Source organism: Sphingobacterium sp. BIGb0165, from assembly GCF_024810095.1.
GTDB lineage: Bacteria > Bacteroidota > Bacteroidia > Sphingobacteriales > Sphingobacteriaceae > Sphingobacterium > Sphingobacterium detergens.
In genome coordinates, this window is record NZ_JANUEB010000003.1 from 632,306 (window position 1) to 651,398 (window position 19,093).

14 protein-coding genes are annotated in these 19,093 nt (G+C 40.5%); 5 read left to right on the forward strand and 9 right to left on the reverse strand.

What is annotated here, in order from left to right; all coding sequences use genetic code 11:
• Positions 1–254 precede the first annotated feature (254 nt).
• The 7 genes from M2408_RS09190 to M2408_RS09220 all read right to left on the reverse strand — a co-directional run bounded on the left by M2408_RS09190 (position 255) and on the right by M2408_RS09220 (position 12,395).
• Positions 255–842 (reverse strand): hypothetical protein, encoded by a 588-nt coding sequence (locus tag M2408_RS09190; protein WP_259181077.1) that lies wholly within the window; start codon positions 840–842, stop codon positions 255–257.
• Positions 839–3,547 (reverse strand): GH116 family glycosyl hydrolase, encoded by a 2,709-nt coding sequence (locus M2408_RS09195; protein ID WP_259181079.1) that lies wholly within the window; start codon positions 3,545–3,547, stop codon positions 839–841. The genes M2408_RS09190 and M2408_RS09195 overlap by 4 nt, the downstream gene beginning before the upstream one ends.
• Before the next feature lie 21 nt (positions 3,548–3,568).
• Entirely contained in the window at positions 3,569–4,735 is a 1,167-nt protein-coding gene (locus tag M2408_RS09200) for a DUF1735 domain-containing protein (RefSeq protein WP_259181080.1), read from the reverse strand.
• A 34-nt stretch (positions 4,736–4,769) separates the two neighbouring features.
• Positions 4,770–6,737 (reverse strand): RagB/SusD family nutrient uptake outer membrane protein, encoded by a 1,968-nt coding sequence (locus M2408_RS09205; protein ID WP_259181081.1) that lies wholly within the window; start codon positions 6,735–6,737, stop codon positions 4,770–4,772.
• Positions 6,738–6,825: 88 nt separating this feature from the next.
• Positions 6,826–10,302 (reverse strand): TonB-dependent receptor, encoded by a 3,477-nt coding sequence (locus M2408_RS09210; protein WP_259181084.1) that lies wholly within the window; start codon positions 10,300–10,302, stop codon positions 6,826–6,828.
• 172 nt (positions 10,303–10,474) lie between these two features.
• A complete protein-coding gene (locus M2408_RS09215; protein WP_259181086.1) occupies positions 10,475–11,626 on the reverse strand; it encodes a FecR family protein in 1,152 nt (383 codons plus the stop codon).
• 226 nt (positions 11,627–11,852) lie between these two features.
• On the reverse strand, positions 11,853–12,395 hold the full coding sequence (locus M2408_RS09220; protein WP_259181090.1) for an RNA polymerase sigma-70 factor: 543 nt from the start codon (positions 12,393–12,395) through the stop codon (positions 11,853–11,855).
• A 460-nt stretch (positions 12,396–12,855) separates the two neighbouring features.
• Between M2408_RS09220 and M2408_RS09225 the strand changes: the two genes are divergently transcribed.
• From M2408_RS09225 to M2408_RS09240, 4 genes are all read left to right on the forward strand, one after another.
• Entirely contained in the window at positions 12,856–14,262 is a 1,407-nt protein-coding gene (locus M2408_RS09225) for a sialate O-acetylesterase (RefSeq protein WP_259181091.1), read from the forward strand.
• Between the two features lie 363 nt (positions 14,263–14,625).
• Positions 14,626–14,814 carry a hypothetical protein gene (locus M2408_RS09230; protein ID WP_259181093.1) on the forward strand — a complete coding sequence of 63 codons (189 nt, stop codon included), beginning with the start codon at positions 14,626–14,628 and terminating at the stop codon, positions 14,812–14,814.
• Positions 14,807–15,394, forward strand: coding sequence for a Crp/Fnr family transcriptional regulator (locus tag M2408_RS09235; protein ID WP_259181095.1), 588 nt, complete (start codon positions 14,807–14,809; stop codon positions 15,392–15,394). Before M2408_RS09230 ends, M2408_RS09235 begins: the two co-directional genes overlap by 8 nt.
• 53 nt (positions 15,395–15,447) lie before the next feature.
• Positions 15,448–16,128, forward strand: a complete 681-nt coding sequence (locus M2408_RS09240; RefSeq protein ID WP_259181096.1) for an MBL fold metallo-hydrolase — start codon at positions 15,448–15,450, stop codon at positions 16,126–16,128.
• A gap of 109 nt (positions 16,129–16,237) precedes the next feature.
• On the opposite strand, the gene M2408_RS09245 is transcribed toward M2408_RS09240, so the two are convergent.
• The gene (locus M2408_RS09245) at positions 16,238–16,738 is read right to left on the reverse strand and encodes a GNAT family N-acetyltransferase (protein ID WP_259181097.1); all 501 of its coding nucleotides are present in this window, start codon (positions 16,736–16,738) and stop codon (positions 16,238–16,240) included.
• 7 nt (positions 16,739–16,745) lie between these two features.
• Positions 16,746–17,339: a hypothetical protein gene (locus M2408_RS09250; RefSeq protein ID WP_259181099.1), complete on the reverse strand. Its 594-nt coding sequence runs from the start codon at positions 17,337–17,339 to the stop codon at positions 16,746–16,748.
• Between the two features lie 332 nt (positions 17,340–17,671).
• On the opposite strand from M2408_RS09250, the gene M2408_RS09255 reads away from it, so the two are divergent.
• Positions 17,672–18,886 (forward strand): DUF3472 domain-containing protein, encoded by a 1,215-nt coding sequence (locus M2408_RS09255; RefSeq protein WP_259181101.1) that lies wholly within the window; start codon positions 17,672–17,674, stop codon positions 18,884–18,886.
• Positions 18,887–19,093: the final 207 nt, after the last annotated feature.

Below are 19,093 nucleotides of genomic sequence, written 5' to 3' on the forward strand. Positions count from 1 at the left end.
CTATTATTTATTTGAGAAGCTAATCTTCCCTTATCGTAGTTGCGTCTTTTAAGATCAGGTCTGCAATTTCATCTTTCCGTTTGAAGCTTACGCCCTCGGGGCTAATACATTATTGACCGTTTACCATGATATTGATTAAAAATCTATTTATACTTTTGTTGATCTCCTGTGCAGTAGCTGGTCGCCAGAATAAGATGGTGATGACCAGTGCCAACATGAAATTCAATTTGTTTATTTTCCGTAGTTAATAAATATTATTTGTTTCTGTTCTTTAGTATGCGGTGACGTAGTTCCTGCTCTTTGTCTGCGTTCCAATATTTGCAGTCAAGCTCAATGAACAGTGAAGTATAGGGTAATACGGACGCTGTTTTGAGAATGACAATGTTAAACAGTTTGGATGCGTCATCTATTTTTTTGAAAACAGATACGTGGGGGATGACCCGGATATCTGAACCAAAGATGGCACCAACTTCCTTTCTAAAGGCATCCATCCCGGGGACAAGTTGTTCGTCGATATGAGCAAGTTCTTCATCCTGATAAACAATCGGTTGGATATGGTCCTGTATTTTCAATAAACTATCTAGTTGTTTAGCTACCTCTGATAGATTCTGTCCAGTATTGATGATAGTGACATTGGCGCTACTCGGTGCAGGATAGGCTTTGTCTACGACCAAGATCCAGTTGCGGTGACCCAATAGAGGTAATGTTGCTTCCATTTGATTTTGCCAGCTACTACCTATTACTGCTTTTTTTTCATTAGACTGGGATGATGGTGCTTGGCAACTGCCACTAATGAGGCCAAAGCAGAAAAGTCCAAGAAAATAGGTTGTTATCTTTTTCATGACCAAGTGATGTTTAGTTTGTCTCCCGTCTGAAGTGTCAATTCATTCGTGAAAATTAATTTTAGCTGTTGTTGGATGACTTCTGTCTCCGATACTTGTACAGTTTTACCGTTTAATGTTATCTTAAGATTTTTGGTTTGACGCGGCAGTTTGGAAAGGTGACCAATACTCAAAGTCCGTAAACCCAGCGATCCATAAGACAGGGATATCGTAGCTTCAAAGGCAGACCGCAGGGTTTGCTGATAAGTTCCCCAACCCGTTGCGGCAGTAAAAGCGGCTTTGAAGTCCGCCTGTTGCATTCGCGGGGCAAAACCAAGATGTTTTTTAGGACCATGATATTGGTAGCCGCAAGCATTTATAAAAGTACCGTAGCTAGCCATTGCCCGCGCGTAGTGATCACTACATTCTATCTCATTATAAGGATTACGTTTTGTAGCATCATATCGTTCATGGATGCAACGGGTCAAGATCAGACTTTCCTCCACCATTCCCTCAGCCATCATATGAGCAGCAACCTGATGTTCAAACCCGCTCATACATTCGTGAAAGTAACCAAGTTGCCAGGTCACATCTTCGCCATATGCTGAGGTTTCATTGTTCGGATTCGTATTCATTACCATACCGCCCTCACCGGATAAGGCATAAGGTCTGCCATTAAGGTGGGTTCTAATATAAGGCCCTACATCCATTGTGAAATTGTATTTCCATAATGCCTTTAAGGCCGAGTGTGTTTTCTCAACGCTATTTATCCGGGGCAGATTGACCTGAAATGTCCAGGCCTGGCCATATACCTGATCGATATGGCAAGTGTTATAGGAACCCAATTTTTTTCGACCAAATTCCTTGTTTGGGCGATGGATATAATATTCTCCATTAAATAAGTCTGCATCCATTGCTGTCATTCCTTTACTGACGTATTGTGCACATGTTTTTTGGAATACCTGATCATTCATCTCAATTGCCATCAGTTCGGCGGCTTTAACTGCAGCAAGACATAAACCTACGATCCAGGCAATCTCACCTTCCCAAACCGCATCAAGTGTATTTTCCATTGGAGTGTCAGTCATACCATCACCATTTTTGTCCTGATCGATGATGAATTGAACAGCTTTTTTGAGTTTTTGCCAGTTATGAGCCAGAAAACTGTTGTCTTCCGACATTTGGTGTTCCCTGTAAAAACGGAGTATCACCCCAGCTTGACCATCAATAGCGGGGCGGGTTTCATATTCTGCGCGGAATATGATCGCCCCGCTTTCAGGAACGAAGCCAACACCTAGATCCGTAGTTTCACGAAGATTTCGTTCGAGTTCCGGAAAGAGGCGACCCATCGTTTGTCCATACTGCCATACATGGGTACAGGTACCGGCACAGGCACCAACACCCTCCCAGGCCCAAAAGCGACCACTCGCAAAACGATAGGTATTTGCAGTAGCTAGGGTACCGATATTGACCAATGTACGGTCCAGGAACCAGTGGGGGAGTGTCGAATTGTACCAAGTCTCGACCCAAGTTAATGTAGATTTGTTTAGATATTCTTTATGTTGGTGATAATATTTTAAAACATCACTAGCATCTGAAAACTTGGTGCCATACCAATAGCCCTTTTGTGCATCCTTGATTTTTTCACGCAATAGGGGGTGGGGATTGTTGAAATGCCAGCTGATGGCATAGGATACGGCATCGGTGCTTTGAGGAGAGATCTCACGTTGGACTATTATGTTTCCGATTTGGAGCTGGTCGAATGGGACTGCTGCTGATTCTTTGCCAAATGACTTTCGCGCCGGGTCGAAGGGCCAGAGATCTACCATAGCACTTGCCGTGGCGTCAACGGCATCACAGTAAAGTGCCATGGTACCATAGTCTCCCGCCAGTTTTTCGGCTTGGGGAACACCCTCACAGGAGTAAAGTATACTTTGTACATTTTCGATGGATACCACCTGAGCAAGCTTTGTTACTCCTTTAAATTCTTTGCGAGGTTTGTGCACTCCGTTTTCCAGCCAGGCACAAAAGGTCGCTTGAACTTTGCGTTTGGTCTTATTTGTTGCTTTCAGATGCATTGTAGTCATTGGCAAAGATGAACTTTCCGCGTCTAATGGAATAAATGGCGAATAGAGATGCAATTCGATGTCGAGGGGTGAATCTTCTGCCAAATAGATAATTTTGCAGCTGGGGTATGCCGATTCAAAAATGACCTCATCCCAGTGTTCTTTACGTAATTCGCGTGTCTGGATATTCCCATTTTCCATTATAGTCACAGAAAAGCCTTGTTCCAATAACCTTAAATTGTCAGCTATCGCAGGTTCTATATATGCTGCACCGTCGCGAGGTTTGATATTGACGTATTCACGGCCATTATACCATTGTACAAGCTTTGGGTCTATGCCTTCCCTGATTCCTTCATAGGTCTCATTATAGATCTGCCACAGCCAGAGACGTCCGTCGCCACCAGCATACACAGTACCTGCATGGAGGCCGCCGATGGGCATTCCAATGTATTGTAATTCGTTTTTGCTTTTGTAATAACGGGTTTTCTGCCCCCGCTTATAGAGCTGTTCAATCCACTTGGGATCGATTCTCTTACCAGTAGGAATATTGTGCAGGGGCTGATCCCATGCAAAGATGCTGCTTGCCCAGCTTGGAAACAGGGTGGTTAGCAACGCTGTACTTAATAAACTTGATCTTTTTATAAAGGATCTTCGATTCATGGTTAGTGAGATATAAATGTTCTATTTTCCGTCTATGGGTAGCCAATTTTTATAGCCTTGTTGTCTTACATATTGCCAATTGTGAGGACCAGATGATGTATTAGCATCGCGGATGTCCAATTTATCATCAATATAAGTTAGCACATCTGTATAATCTTGGCCTATTATATTTTTGTAGTGCAATACCAGAGTTTTGGTTTTCGGATCATAGGTATTGTCAGTGCTAGTTCCCTGTGTTGTGGCATATGCAAAGGTGCCCTGAGGAAATTTATTGTCCCCAAATGCGATGGGCTCCAATGTGTAAGTTCCATAGGCCTCATCATTCAAAAATAATTTATTGTACATCCAACCGTTTCCATGTAATCCAAATACTTCAAAGCTCCATAAACCAGTTCCCCAAATCATAAATTGATCTTTATCGTTTGGATCGTTACTCAACCGTGTAATGTATTTATAGTTATAGTGCACACCGTTTACATTGTTTTCTGCGGCATTAGCCTGCAATCGTGCGGAATGGTATCTTCCTTCAGGGAGTTTTGGGATAGGAAAACCAGACCAATTGACTACCTTTTGGGCGTCCACAATAAGGTTAGCGATCAAAAAGTTGTCGTAAAAGCGATTTTGGGGTATGCTATTACCTTCAACTATTCTTACCGGAAATGCAAAATTGGAATAGGCCTTACTGTCCATACGTTTGATCGGTATCGCAAAAATAAGTGCACTGGATGCAGTTCCTTTTTTAATCGTTACTGTAAAGGATTTTGTTACGGGGTCATAGGGTGCGTTTGCTTTATACAATAAAGATTCAGGAATATAATATGCTGTATTGTTTTCAATATTAAAGTCGGTGAGCGTTTCTTGGTCGAAAGCTACTTTGACCGGAATATCTTTGTCGGCCGTGAGTGAACCACCGATTCCGACTTTAAACTTGACCTCAAAGAATCCGTCCCGGAGGTCTTCGATAAGTTCTACATCATAGTTGTCGTTAAGGATCTTGAGCGTATCCACGAAGGTATAAGCCTGTATTGCTGTGATGGAACGCTCTGACGCAGATGTCGATTCAGCATTTACGATATATAATTCCTGCTTATAAAACTCTTTGTTTTCATAATCCAATTTACCGCAGGCTGCAAAAAAAAGGCAGATAGCAAGTAGCGAAAAATATTTTATATAATTAGATTTCATCATTATTTTATATAAGAATCAATAATACAATATATGGTTACCATCCCGGATTTTGGATGAGCTTGCCCCAATGGTTGGCGACATCGTTGTACGGCAAGGGGAAGAAATAGTCCTTTTTCTTGAAGGAATAACCATCTATAATGGTACGGTCATAAAAAGTAATATCTGCTTTTTTGTAATTCATTCCGTACACCGGCCCCCCTGATCCTTTGGGATTGCCCCAGCTGTCGCGCTGGACATTTTCAGCATCCTTCCAGCGTCTGATATCAAAATAACGCTTTCCTTCAAACGCCATTTCCACCAGGCGTTCATGTTTGATCTTGTTTCGGATTTCTTCTTTAGATCCTTGGCTATGTCCGGGAAGCCCTGCCCGATAGCGCACCAAATTGAGATATTTTAGGATATCTGGATGCCCTGGCTGGCTTTCATTGAGCGCTTCAGCATAGGATAGATAAACTTCCGCTAATCGAAATACCGGGTATTGTTTTTCATAAGTTCCTTCTATGCGCATATCATCGTCATTGATGTATTTGACAACGGCATAACCGGTACGTAAAGAGGGGCGATCGGTTTCAAAATAACCATCGGCGGTTTCGGGTCTGTAATCGACATAATAATATGGATCTACCTTATCATCTTGTTTATATCCGCGTCCGTGAAAGCCGATAGTGGCATAAAAACGTGGTTCACGGTTCAGCACTCGGTTTGGTACGGCAGGGAAGCGATTTCCGTTGAAAAAGTTGGTATGGATCGGCGAATTGAGCGAACTACCATCACCCAAGATATAATACCCATCGGCGGCGGATGAAGTCGAAAAATCCTTATAGAGCTTCTGGTTCTCTTCTTCGATCGTTGCACCGTTATTCATAAAAAAGCCATCAACAACTTTTTGCGTGGCGGCTATACGCGAACTATTGAGCGAATTGGAAGCTTTGTGACCTCGAGGCCATCCCAATGCAGTTAGGTTATAGGTTTGACTTTGTCGATTTACTTGCCAGATCACTTCCGTGTTCCAATAGTCATCACCACCGCTAAATAGGGCCTTGAAAGATCTATAAGGGTCAATACCTGCAGGTCCATTTGGCCAAGCCACAGTATTACCCGGAAAGTCACCTAAAGGAACAGTTTTGTAGTTTTTGTTTGCAGGCAAAGTGAACAATTGATATTGATTTAAGTCGATAATTGCTTCGTAGGCATCAGAGGCTTTTTTCCAGCGATTTTCATCGTATCCTTTTCCAAAGAAAGGTTGACCTTCAGGATTAACAAAACTATTGTACTCTGTGTTACCGTTGACGAGCGGACTTGCCGCCCAGAGTAGTATACGTGCTTTTGTTGCCATGGCCGTAGCTTTGGACGGTCTACCTAGATCAGAGGTCAATATCTGTGCCTGGCTTGGTAGTTTTTGGATGGTCAAGTCTAATTCGCTGGTTAAGAAATTGACACATTCCTCCAGCGTAGCTCGTTTTGTTGGGTAGTTAGCCTCATTCGCGTAGTCTACGGTTTTATCAACGATAACAAAGGGACCATATATTTCCAAAATCAATGAATAATAATAAGCGCGCAAAAAACGTACATCCGTTTGATAGCTTTCAAGCTCACCCTCTTTAATCAATTTATCATTAGCCTGTGGAGAATTTTCCAAAAATTGATTGCAAGCCCGTATCGCGCGATATAATTTTGACCAATAGCTCAGCTCCCATGGCATATTGTCTGAATTGTATTTACCCTGTGACAGTTGCATGGCCATATACGTATCCAGGCCCGCGTGGCCTTCATCGCCGGCCCCACTGAACGGCCAAGATTGATGCATATCGGTAAAATTTGGGAGATGGCCGTAACAGGCAGCCCAGGCTTCACGAATATTTTTACGGGAGGTCCAGATATCGTTAAGATTGTCAACCTCATGCAGATATTCCTCCGCATCCAGATATTTACAGGATTGCATATTTACGATAGTCAATAATGCAAACGCTAAGCCTATGTTTTTGATGTTGAGTATTTTCATTGGAGTAGTTTTATTTATTCATATTGTGTTTGTACTGTCTCGTAGACTCACTTCTTTTGATGATCTATTGTCAAAATGTTATGCTGATTTACAGTTTAAATCTGACATTTATACCAAGAGAATATGTGCGTTTTAATGGGTAAGCATACGAAGATTTCTGTTCAGGATTCCAGTCCTTGAATTTTGAAAACGTAGCCAAATTGTCCCCTCGTCCGTAGAAATAGATATTCTGGAACGGAAGTTTACTGTTTTTTGGCACCCAGGTATAACCTAATTCGGCATCTGCAAGACGCAAATAAGAAGCTTCACGTTCCCAGAAGGTAGACTGCTGTGCATTATTGCTGTTTTCCGAACCAACGCCCAGACGTGGATAGGCAGCATTTGGATTTTCAGTTGTCTTAGTACCCGAATAAGATTCAGGTATCCAGTGATCGTTGTAAGCAACTTCATAGATAGCACCACGGCTGCCTGAGGCATTGAACGGGATACGTCCACCATTAAGGGTACGGAATACATCCGATTTCCCGATGACACGGGTTGAAAAGGTCCAATTTTTATAGTTGAAATCCAGGGCAAGTGAATAGGTCCATTTAGGGTCTGTACTCGCTAACCAAATACGGTCTTCTGGCGTGATCAGGCCGTCCCCATTAATATCCTTGTATTTGATGTCGCCCGGCAGGACCTTATTCCAGGTTTGTACAGGGCTGTTATCGATATCAGCTTGATCTTTGAATAGACCCAAAGAGATATAGTTCAGGTCACGTCCCCAGTCCAGACCGATACCACTTTGGTAAGGCATTTTGGGATCAAGTTGTCCATTTTCTACAATCGTATTTATATTATAGGTCAGGATTCCACGAATATAATTGATTCGGAAATTGCCGAAATTTTTACTGTAAGACATATCTAGATCGAAACCTCTGGAGTACATCTTTCCAAGGTTAGCTTTTGGTACAGAACTTAAACCCAGTGTTGCCGGAAGTTTATTCAGGTCAATTAACTGGCCTTCACGTGTATTTCTGAAAATATCCAGTATCATTTTAAATTGATTGAACAGGCCGAGTTCAATACCGAGGTTCATCTTCTTATTTTGTTCCCAGGTAAGACCAAGCTGTTCCAAGCGACTTTCTCCTACACCGGGAATATTTGTACCGCTATAGGCCGTACCTCCAAAACCGAAAGTATAGCCATCAAGAGAACCTGTTGTCGCCATATAACCGAAGCGTCTGGCGTCCCCTGGAGCCCCCACTACACCATAAGAACCACGAAATTTTAATTGATTGACCGTTTTTTTCATTCCTTCCCAAAATTTTTCTTCCGATATTATCCAGCCTAAACCAATAGAGGGGAACGAGGACCAGCGCTTGTCAGGTGTGAACATTTGTGACCCCGAAGCACCGAAATTAATATCTGCAAAATAGCGGTTTTTAAAACCGGCCGTGAACCGTCCCGCAATAGATTGTTCCCTTGTCGGTAAAGCATTCACCAAGAGGGAATTCCCATTGTCATCATTAGGTACGTCGTCCATATACTCACGTTGTTTGTATAGTACAAAAGCTGTTGTCGTGAAATCCTTTCCAAAATCGCGGGCATAATTAGCACTTCCTTGTATTTCAACAACACGGTGTCCAGTCGGTGTTGATGGTTCAAATCGCATTTTGTCATCTAGATCAGGAGTGGTATTAAGTGTGACCAGATTTCCATCTTTATCGCGGCCTGTACCGTTGTAACTGTTCGCAAAATCAGGACGGTGTTTTTGATAATCCTTAATATATTGATGTGTATAATTATTGATTTTCGAAAAAGACGCAATACCGTTAAAAAACAGCCCTTTTAATAGGAAATCAAGTTTCTGTGTAATATTGAGGTTAGTATTCATCACATTGGAGTAGCCGCGGGTAAAACCCGTTTTATTGAGCATCGAAAAAGGGTTTTTTACACCAGCTGGTTCTTCTGGAGCAGTTCCGTTGGAGTATTGGGTAGGGAAGAGGGTCGGATTGATCTCATTGATGATATCAAGGATCTTATCCGTTCCCTGTCCCGGTTCTGTCGTTGTATTATAGCGCCCGTCAAATCCGAGTCCCAATGTCGTTGTCGGGCTGATATCAGCTTTTAAATTAGACCTAAAATTAAACTGGTTATATTTCGCATTAGAATTGTAAGATTGTAAATTTCCTTTAAACATTCCGTCTTCTATGTAATAACCACCAGACATATAGTAAGTCACTACATTGCCCCCACCACCGATATTGAAATTTCCTTTATGCGATAAATTATTTGGTTTATATAATGCATTGTACCAATCGACATTCGGGTAAAAGTCCATGTCATTATCTCCAAATTTTTTGATGACCTCATCAGAATATGGTTTGTCCTTTCCGCGTACGGCAAACGCCTCGTTTCGCATTTGTGCATATTTTACAGCGTCGATCCAATGCGGTTTAAAGGTCGCATTGTTGACTGAGGAAGATATGGACATATTGACGCTGGGTTTTTCAGAGAGCTTCCCCGTTTTGGTCGTGATCACAATGATACCATTAGCTCCTTCCAATCCATACACTGCTGTCGCAGATGCATCCTTAAGAATAGAGAAGCTTGCAATATCATTGGGGTCTACATCATCAATCGATCTTTTTAATCCATCGATCAAGATTAAAGGGTCAGAACTTCCCTTCACGGAGTTTATGCCACGAATAATAAAATTGGCTCCATCCTTGCCGGGTTGTCCCGACGTCTGATTGAAAGACATCCCTGCCACACGGCCAGCGAGTTGATTGGTCAGGGATCGGCCAGGAGTGATGAGTTCCTTGGGGTCGACAGTACTCATCGCAGCAACAACGCTAATTTTCTTTTGTACACCATGGGCGACAACCACTACTTCATCCAATGCACCATTATCTTTTTTCATTTCGACTTTGAGTTGGGTCAACTCGTATGTGGTAAGCGAAGCAGTATTGATCTCAACAGTTTTGTAACCAATTGAAGAAAAAACGAGCACGGCTTTTTCGGGTAGATTCGTAAGGCTAAAATACCCATTTTCATCAGTTACTGTTCCAAAGAGAGAATTTGCCTTTACCTGTACCGAAACGCGGGCAATTGGTTTATTTTCCTCGTCTGTAACTGTACCGGAGGTTTGACCTTTTGGAGATTTTTTTTCCGTTGTTATAGGAACTTTATTTTCCGTTGCCGTCTTTTTGGGCGGCAAAGCTTTGATCACAATTGTTCCATCGTGAATGGCATAGCTCAGGGACTGATTTTCCATTAGCTTATCCATAGTGTTTGTTAAAGAGGCATTTTTGACTGATAGATTAACTGCGGGCGCATGTTTTAATATAGATTCACTGTAGATAAATCTATAACCGGTAACTTTTTGCACTTCAGAAAATGCTTTGGTTAAAGGAGCGTTTTTTAGCTCCAGATTTAAGATTTGAGCCATTGCATTTGCCGATAGCATGGAGAAGGTACTGACGAGTACAGAGGCTATTAGGCCTCTTGTCCATGGTTTATTCGACTTGCCGAATGTCGGCGGTGGGCTTAAAAATGGGACATGAGAATTGCGTTCCATATCATTTGACTGGTTTATAAATTAGTATTTTTGGTTAAGATTTAACTTGATAAAGCTTCTTATCAAGTGACGAAGGTCAGACCCATACTTTTCTAAGTAAGATCTAGTCTAGGAGATATACTCATTGGTTTTTTAAGTAAATGTTAGGTTTATAACTTTGGTTTTTCATTGGTTATTTTATAATGAGTTTTCTTTGAGACATGGTAAACTGAAAACCAGTTAGGTCATTGAGTGTTTTACAGACAGTCTCTATAGAAGCGCTTCGTTTTAAGCCACCATTATAGTGCTCATTGGTCAGTTTGCGCTGTATATCAACATCTATGGCATACCATCTGGAGATCTCGCCAAGGATTTCTTTTAAATCTTTGCTGTTAAAATAAAAATAGCCTTCTTTCCATGATAGCGCTTCCTCAATATCAGCTTTATTGACTTCGATCTGCCCTTGGCCGCTGATTGTTTCATGTCCAGCGGTTATGGTTCTGTTTTGTCCACCATCAGTGACCTTGATACGGCCTTCGGTCAAAATCGTCTTTATTTTGTTGCTGCTCAGGTGGGTGTTGATGTTAAATGCTGTTCCTAATGCTTGCACCTCAGTACCATTGACGTTGACTTTAAATGGATGCTTAGCATCTTTTGCAACTTCGAAATATGCTTCTCCCGTTACTTTTACGATCCGATCCTCGCCACTGAAGACAGATGGAAATTCAAGCTCGGATTGGGCATTGAGCCAAACTTTGGTACCATCCGCCAACTCAATGTTATAGGTTGCACCAGTTGGGATCGTAAGCTTGTGTATTGTAGGTTTTTGAGCCTTGTTGTTCGAATAATCTAGCCCATTTTGATGGATCTCAAGAGAAGTGCTCCCATCAGAGATTCGATCTGATAAATTGGTGCCTAATTCTACTTTACTCCCATCAGATAACGTCAAGGTTGCTTTTTTGCTTCCGGGCGTTATCATGGTATTCACTTGTTTGCTCTGTTGATCTGTTTTTAATATTCTTTGTTGGTAAAAGTAAAATGCAATGGATAATGTTAGGATTAAAGAGGCTGCCATTGCTGCGATCTGTCTCCAACGTATTTTTATTTTATTGTTTTGTTGAGATTTTCCAATAATAGTTTGCCAGATTTCCTGCTTGTTGTTGCTTTGGTGATACAGAACTCTTTTGTTGATTTCCTCCATATCCAATCCTTGGTCTTCAATCCAGCTGTTGAGCTGAGGGAAGTTAATGGTGAGCTGCTTCAATTCTTGAAGTTCCTGATCGGATATTTCCTTCCGTATATATAGAGAAACTAATTCTGCAGCTCTGAAATATTTCGAATCCATAATTCTATTTGTTTTTGGACTTAGGTACTAATTTTGTTTTGATCAATACATTCTAACTTCGGTACTTTGTTTATACAAAGACACGGATTGTGTTAAAATGGGTGAAAAGAAATTAAAAAAAATATTTAGTTCCAATTTTTTCGGTTTATTTAAGTAAAAGAGAAGTATTCACTTTTGCTTAGTTTACTATAAGACACGGAGGGGAGAAGAAAAGGTGAAAAGAATTTTAAAAAAATAATAAAAAAATATTTTTAATACCTCTATAGAATGGATTGAGCTGTTTGCGCAACAGGAGCAATGCTCGGCGTTTCTGTGTTTTGACCGTATTAATAGAAACGTTAAAATGTTCAGCAATCTCCTTATTGGATTTTTCATCCAGATAAGCGAGCTTACAGATCTGTTGACAACCCTCGGGTAGCCGCTCAATTGCTTTTTCCAAATGGCTAACAATTTCGGCATAAATCAATGCATCTAAAAATAATTTATCGTCCTGTTCATGGAAATCTGTATGCTGTATATATTTCTCCGATACTTTCAGGTCTCGGAGATAATTCAAAGAGGCATTTTTTACAGTGGTGAAGAGGTAACTTTTTTTTGCTGCACTCTGCGAGCCCAAGGAATAAGGTTTGTCTAGTAATTTAACAAATACATCCTGCACGATATCGTTTGCCGTTTCGTTGCATTGGACGATCCGCCACGAAAACTCCACGAGAGCAACATAGTACTGTTCAAATAATTGTTGAATGTGGACTTTAGTCAATGATTCCATGTGGTGTTTTAAAGCCTATTCTACGATATTAATTTGTGTCGCGCGATAGATAATTGAGGTCTATTTTTCGGGATCAATATTACGTAAATTATTTTATATTGCAGGTATGTTGATCTTAAATCAAATTAAATATCTGTCCAAATTGAATGTCCTGCGATAAAAATGTATAGTCCCGACTGTTTTATAATAGCGCAAATACAATTTCATCACTAGGATTTTTACATGAGTTTGTTAGCCGTATGTCCTAGGAAATGTAGGATACTTACCTCATGATTTGGGTAAGGTGTTCATGCCAAATGTACTTTGTTGGTCGATGAGTTTCTTTCTATGCATAATTGTTTATACATTATTAAGACATAGTCGTGTACATAGGTCAGAGTTTCTCTTGCAGCTTGCCCCTTAACAATATCAAAATTTTGTGAGATATTTACGGGTAACTTAAATTATAAATTCAATCAATATGAACAAACCTCTTTTCTTTTTAGTGTTGTGTTTTTTTGTATTTTCATCACGTGCGAACGTCCGTTTGCCAAGTATCCTGGCGAGCAATATGGTTCTACAGCAACAGTCTACCACAGCGTTGTGGGGCTGGGGCAAGCCGCGAGAGAAGATAAAAATTACGACCTCTTGGAACAATAAGACCGTTGAGGTAACAGCAGATGGAAATGCCAATTGGCAAATTCCGGTTCAAACTCCGAAAGCTGGGGGACCCTACACCATTGTATTTGAGGCTGAAAATAAAATTGTCCTCGAAAATGTATTTATCGGTGAAGTTTGGGTCTGTAGTGGGCAGTCCAATATGGAATGGAACTATTATAATGGAATTACCTCTATCAAGGATGAATTTTCACCGCTCGATAAATTTAATATAAAACTTTTTCAAGTTGCTAAAGCTACCTCGAAAACTCCTCAAGATAATAATGAGGGAAACTGGATGGTCTGCGACAGCAACACGCTTAAAAATTTCAGTGCAGTTGCCTATTATTTCGGGAAGGTACTCAACAGCGAGTTGAATGTACCCATTGGATTGATTAGCAGCAACTGGGGTGGCACACCAGCAGAAGTTTGGACCCCCAGCGAACTGATTGAGAGCAACACAATTTTAAAAGATGCCGCGGAGAGAAAGAAGCCCTCATCTGGATGGCCTATTGCTCCGGGGTACGCTTATAATGCGATGATCGCACCTTTGATTAATTTTAATGTGGCGGGTGTCATCTGGTATCAAGGGGAGAGCAACGTTGAAACGGCTTCAAGTTATACGCAATTAATGGATATCATGATAGGTTCATGGCGTAGAGCATGGAACAAAAACTTTCCGTTTTATTATGTACAGATTGCACCCAACAGGTATCGCAACTATAATGTAGGGGCATTGCTTAGAGAAGCTCAAACTAAGAATCTGGCCACAGAAAAAACTGGAATGGTCGTCGTCTCGGATTTGGTAAATGATACGTTAAACATTCATCCTACTAATAAGAAAGATGTGGGTTTACGTCTTGCAAATTATGCTCTTGCTGAAACCTATGGTTTAAACATAGGGAGTTATAAAAGTCCACTGATCAAGTCTTTTGATGTGCGGGGAAATCAAGTTGTACTTGATTTTTATAATGCCGATGAGGGGTTAATGTTAAAAGGAAAGAAAGTTAAGGAAACTTTTATTGCTGGCGCGGACAAGATATTTTATCCTGCCGCTGTGGAAATCAGGGGCAAACAGATGATCGTTTCAAATAAGGAAGTAAAAAATCCGGTCGCTGTTCGATATCAATTTAGTAATACCGGGATCGGTAATATTTTTAGCAAAAAAGGACTGCCAATGGCTCCGTTCAGGACTGATGAATGGCCCCTGGATACTAGTAAGATAAAGTAGTATGATTCATTTTCTTGAAATAAGAATTGTTTCAAGAAAATGATGGCTTAGAACGGCTCAAAATACAAGAGCAGAAGAATTCTGTACGAAATCAGGTTGGGTAAAGAATGGAATGCACACGAATTAGTCGATGAGAAAATAGCATTTTTTTTTCGTTAAAACTTCCTTTAATTTTGCAACACTTAACGGAGGTTATTTAGGTGCGCCGCTTAAGATAAGAACCTAACTATCTAAATATTTTAATTACTTGAAAATGGGAATATTGAAATTAAAAGAGTAACTGTTGATGATATTGCGGAGCTTCAGAAGATTGGGAGAGAGACATTTTTGGAAACCTTTTCCGAAAGCAACAATGAGGAGAATATGGCAAGTTATCTTTCTGAGAGCTTTTCAGAAATAAAGCTGATCAAAGAGCTAAATAACTCAGGGTCAGAATTCTACTTTGCTGTAGATAATAATACCGTAATTGGTTATCTCAAATTAAATACAGGGAAATCCCAATCAGAGATTCAAGATGAAAATAAAAGAAAGAAAAAATTGACCAATGTCTGATATATTCAAAAATTACCTGTCCTTAACAGGAGCACTCTCAGCCGAGGAGGTTAACTTTTCTGCGAATTTCTTCAAGCCGATCAGCTTGAAGAAGGGTGATTTTTTTATTCGTGAGGGTGATACTTGCCGTTATATTGGATTTATTGCTAGGGGTGCCATAAAGGCATACGCTATCGACAAAGAAGGAAAAGAAAATATAACCTGCTTCAAGTTTGAAAATGAATTTGCCACCTCGTTTCCGGAATTTGTGGCGCAGGAAAAATCCAGAAGGAGTATCAGGGCAATAGAAGATAGCATAATTTACGGAATAAGCTATCCAGACTATCTGCATCTGCTTGGGGAGGTTAGCAGCTGGAACGGTATTATAAAATCGGTGATGGAGCGGGAGTATAGCCAAAAGGAGCTCTACCTGCTGAATTACAATAATAAATCGGCTGTGGATAAATATCGTCATGTCTTGATGAACGAACCGATGCTCGTGCGGCGTATAGCGACACAAGATCTGGCATCGTACCTGAGCATCACGCAACGGTCGCTTACTCGGGCCAAGGGACAATTGCATCGACCCAAGGAATTATAGGACAAATGTCCTTATGCAGTCCGGATCAGCGATGTAGATTTGAACAAAAAAATATGTTACGTCACATTGCTCCCGAGGTGGTTCAGATTCCATTGATGCCACGAAACAGTATTAACTGCTATATTATCGAAGGTGTATTGATAGACTCCGGAATACGGAGTTCATATACCACTGTCAAGAAAGTCCTGGAGGAAATACCCGTTTACCAACATATTCTTACGCATGCGCATGCGGATCACCAGGGTTGTAGCGATCAGATCTGCAAAGAGTTCTCCATACCCTTGCTCTGCCATCCTGATGAAGTTTTTAGGACCGAAACGGGTATGGTAACCAAGGATTATCCAAGGCCACAACATTGGATAGCAAGGCTTCAACAAAAGTATTGGGCAGGTCAGGGACATCGAGTTCAACGGACAATTGTTGAGAACGATAAGATTGGAAACTTTCAGGTCATTGAGACACCCGGACATTCGGCAGGTCACATCTCCTTATTCCGTGAGCGAGATGGTGTACTTATCCTTGGAGATGTAGCGACAAATATGAATTTGCTCACAACTACGAAAGGTCTACGGCTTCCGCCAAATCTATTCACCACAGATCAGCAGCGCAACATCAAATCGCTCCAGAAGCTGGCAAAACTGAATCCTGCCATTATCTGTTTCGGTCACGGACCGGTTATGCGCAATATAGATCGGAAGTTTGAGCAATTTGTGGCTAAATGTAGCGAGCTTTAATAAAGATGCATAACAAGAAGTAAGAGAAACTCTGTTTTATCTGATGGAGCATGATAATTTGTTATAATTGCTAGTAATTTTAGGAGAATTTCATTGGTATAATCATCTTTTATAATGTTAACATATAACTTTCGGATACTTTTTCAAAACCATACTTACTGAAAAAATGATGCGCACCATGATTATTCACGCCACTTTCCAGCATAATAAAACTAACATTCCAGTTTTTGGATTCCTGTATAACGCCTTCCAACAGTTTACTTCCAAGAGACTGGCCTCTGACAGATCCGTCCAAAAGCATGTCTTCTAACACTGCATATTTTTTAAAAGGGCTGCTGATCACAGTAAGAACAAGCATTCCCACGATTTTTCCGAGGTCGTTTTCTACAATCAGAATCTTAAGTTGGGAAGTCCCGTTATAATCATAATCGTTTATAAGCTGTTCTGTAAATACAGCTCTGAGATCAGGATTCCAATGCTGGGAATCGACGGCTCTGCCATACATGATTTCACTGTGTGAGATATAAGAATCTGTTTTGTGGGCGATAAAAAAATCTACAAGTTCTTCAACACGTGTTTTATCCGTCAGCCATTTCGTTGTATAGATCATGAGTGTATTATTTTAATTTTTTTAATTCCTCCAGAAGGCTGTTCTGTTTATTAATGAAATGATCCAGGCTATCTTTTTGTAAAGGATGTGCATTTTGGTACTTTTCAATTTCAGGGAGCGTTTTTCTGATTTTAAAAGCGGTATAGAGGCTTGTCAAGGTCTCACTATTTTTGTTGATCAGATCCATCCGTTCCTTTATATTTTTTACTTTAAGATCATACTGGTCAGAACTGGCGGTAATTTCCTTTTCTACCTGTTGCCTGACTAATGAATCTGTGATAGATTTTGTCTGAAGATGAGCATCCTGATAATAAGAGATAGAGGTGTTAAGTATATTTCTGTAGACGGCTAAAGTTTTTTCGGTTTCCTCAAAGGTGTTTACTATTTTGGTATTGAGCGCCGTTAGATTTTTATCATTTTTAATCAATTCAAAATAGATACAGTCTACGGTCACTTCGTCGCCCCGATAACTTTTAAGGGAACTGGAAACTGACGAGCCTGCATTATCTATTACGTTGTCTGCAGGGGTATTATCAGCTTTATTTTCTCTGCAAGAGAGAAGAGATAACGCCATGACAGAAGCAAAAAATATTTTTTTCATACTATATTTCTAGTGATTTACAATTCATCATATCCATTGACTAAAATTAATCATTTCAATTCTATCACTGGTGATTAAAGGATATAATTTTATTTACTTATCGCATTTTGCGAATGGTTGATGTGGTCATAAAATTTATTAAAATAACTTGCTATAATTTTATCCTTGATCGGATCTTTGGGTATCGCACTATACTGTTACACATAATATTACGCAATCGATTTCGTTTAAGCGAAATTTTATAATCCCAAATTTTATAAATAATTTATTGTAATGATGCTTTTTTAACAGCAGTCAGACTAGTTAACTAATTTTTACTAAAACTTGTAATTATGATAAAAGCCACGCGATGTGCGATCTTATTGAGTGTCCTATTAAGCAGTTCCTGTTCTAAAAGTACCAGGCCCGATTTAAAACTGAAGGAATACAGCGCACAAGCACAAAGCAGCAAAGACTTGCCCAATTTGAGCCTGTCGGGAAGTAATGCAGCACCATCGCAACACCTGGTTTATAGGTTTAAGAATGACGCTGTCTTGAAGATGCATAAGATTAAAATTACCAATACCGCCAAGACCGAATACTTTTCCGTACACAATTATCATGGTGGGTATGCTGGATTGCAAGATACGCCCGATCAGAATACACCCACACCTTATACCTTGATCGCATCATTATGGGATCTCAATACCAGTGCTGCTAACTATGCTTTTTATTCTTACAAGGCACCAACAACAGTGGCGAGCCGCTTTGGTGGAGAAGGAGATGGACAGAAAACCGTAAACCCTTACGGATGGGAATTAAACACCTGGTATAACGTGGTTCTACGGTCATGGAAGGAGAATGGAAAAATTTACATTGCCAACTTCATCCGTAATGAAGCGACAGGCAAGTGGTTTCATACTTCTACGATTGGACGGCAAGCAGAATCGGGATTCTTGGGTGTTGGTAATGGCGCGTTTCTTGAAAACTGGGTAGGTGATAATCCTTCATGGGATGGTAGATTTCATCGCAAAGCATTCTTTAAAGATTGTTGGAACTTGGGTGTAGACAACGTTTGGGAGAAATCTACGAGTCGATATTTTTCAGCGAATGCCAATGACGCCGGTCGTAATGGTTATTTCGACCGTGCCTTTAATGCCGGATATGATGCTACAGAGAATGCACATTTTATGGAGCATGGTGGTTCCGTAACACCAGATGCCGCCTTTGGAACAGGCCGTACTTTAGATTTGCCGGAGCAAGCCAATCAAGGGTCTACTCCAACGTTAACGACACTTAGCAGCAGCAATGAATCCGCAAAATATCAAAGTAATAAAGTCATTGTATCCTGGGCGGTTAGTGATACCGGTTCGCCACAGTTAAGCTATAAAATTGAACTACTCGATCCCAATGGGGCGGTACTAGCAAATAAAGAATTGATTAGGCCGGAGAAACGCGCCGATACGTTGAACAACAGCTTAGCCACAGGTAATTACAATGTTCGTCTGACCATTACAGACATTTTCAATAAGCAATCCACTGCGAAAACAGTTCGCGTGGTGAAATAGTGCAACTTGCTAAAAACAGAAAAGCTGTAGAATCCTACGGCTTTTTTTATGCTAAATGCTAGGCAAATACTATTTTACAGTGAGGTCAGGATAATATGAAAATTTTTCAGATATAAAAAAGGACTTCATTCAAACCCAATGCCACATATTATAGACGAAAACTACATATAAAGAGCATAATAATCGTGCAAAAATCGACCTAACTTT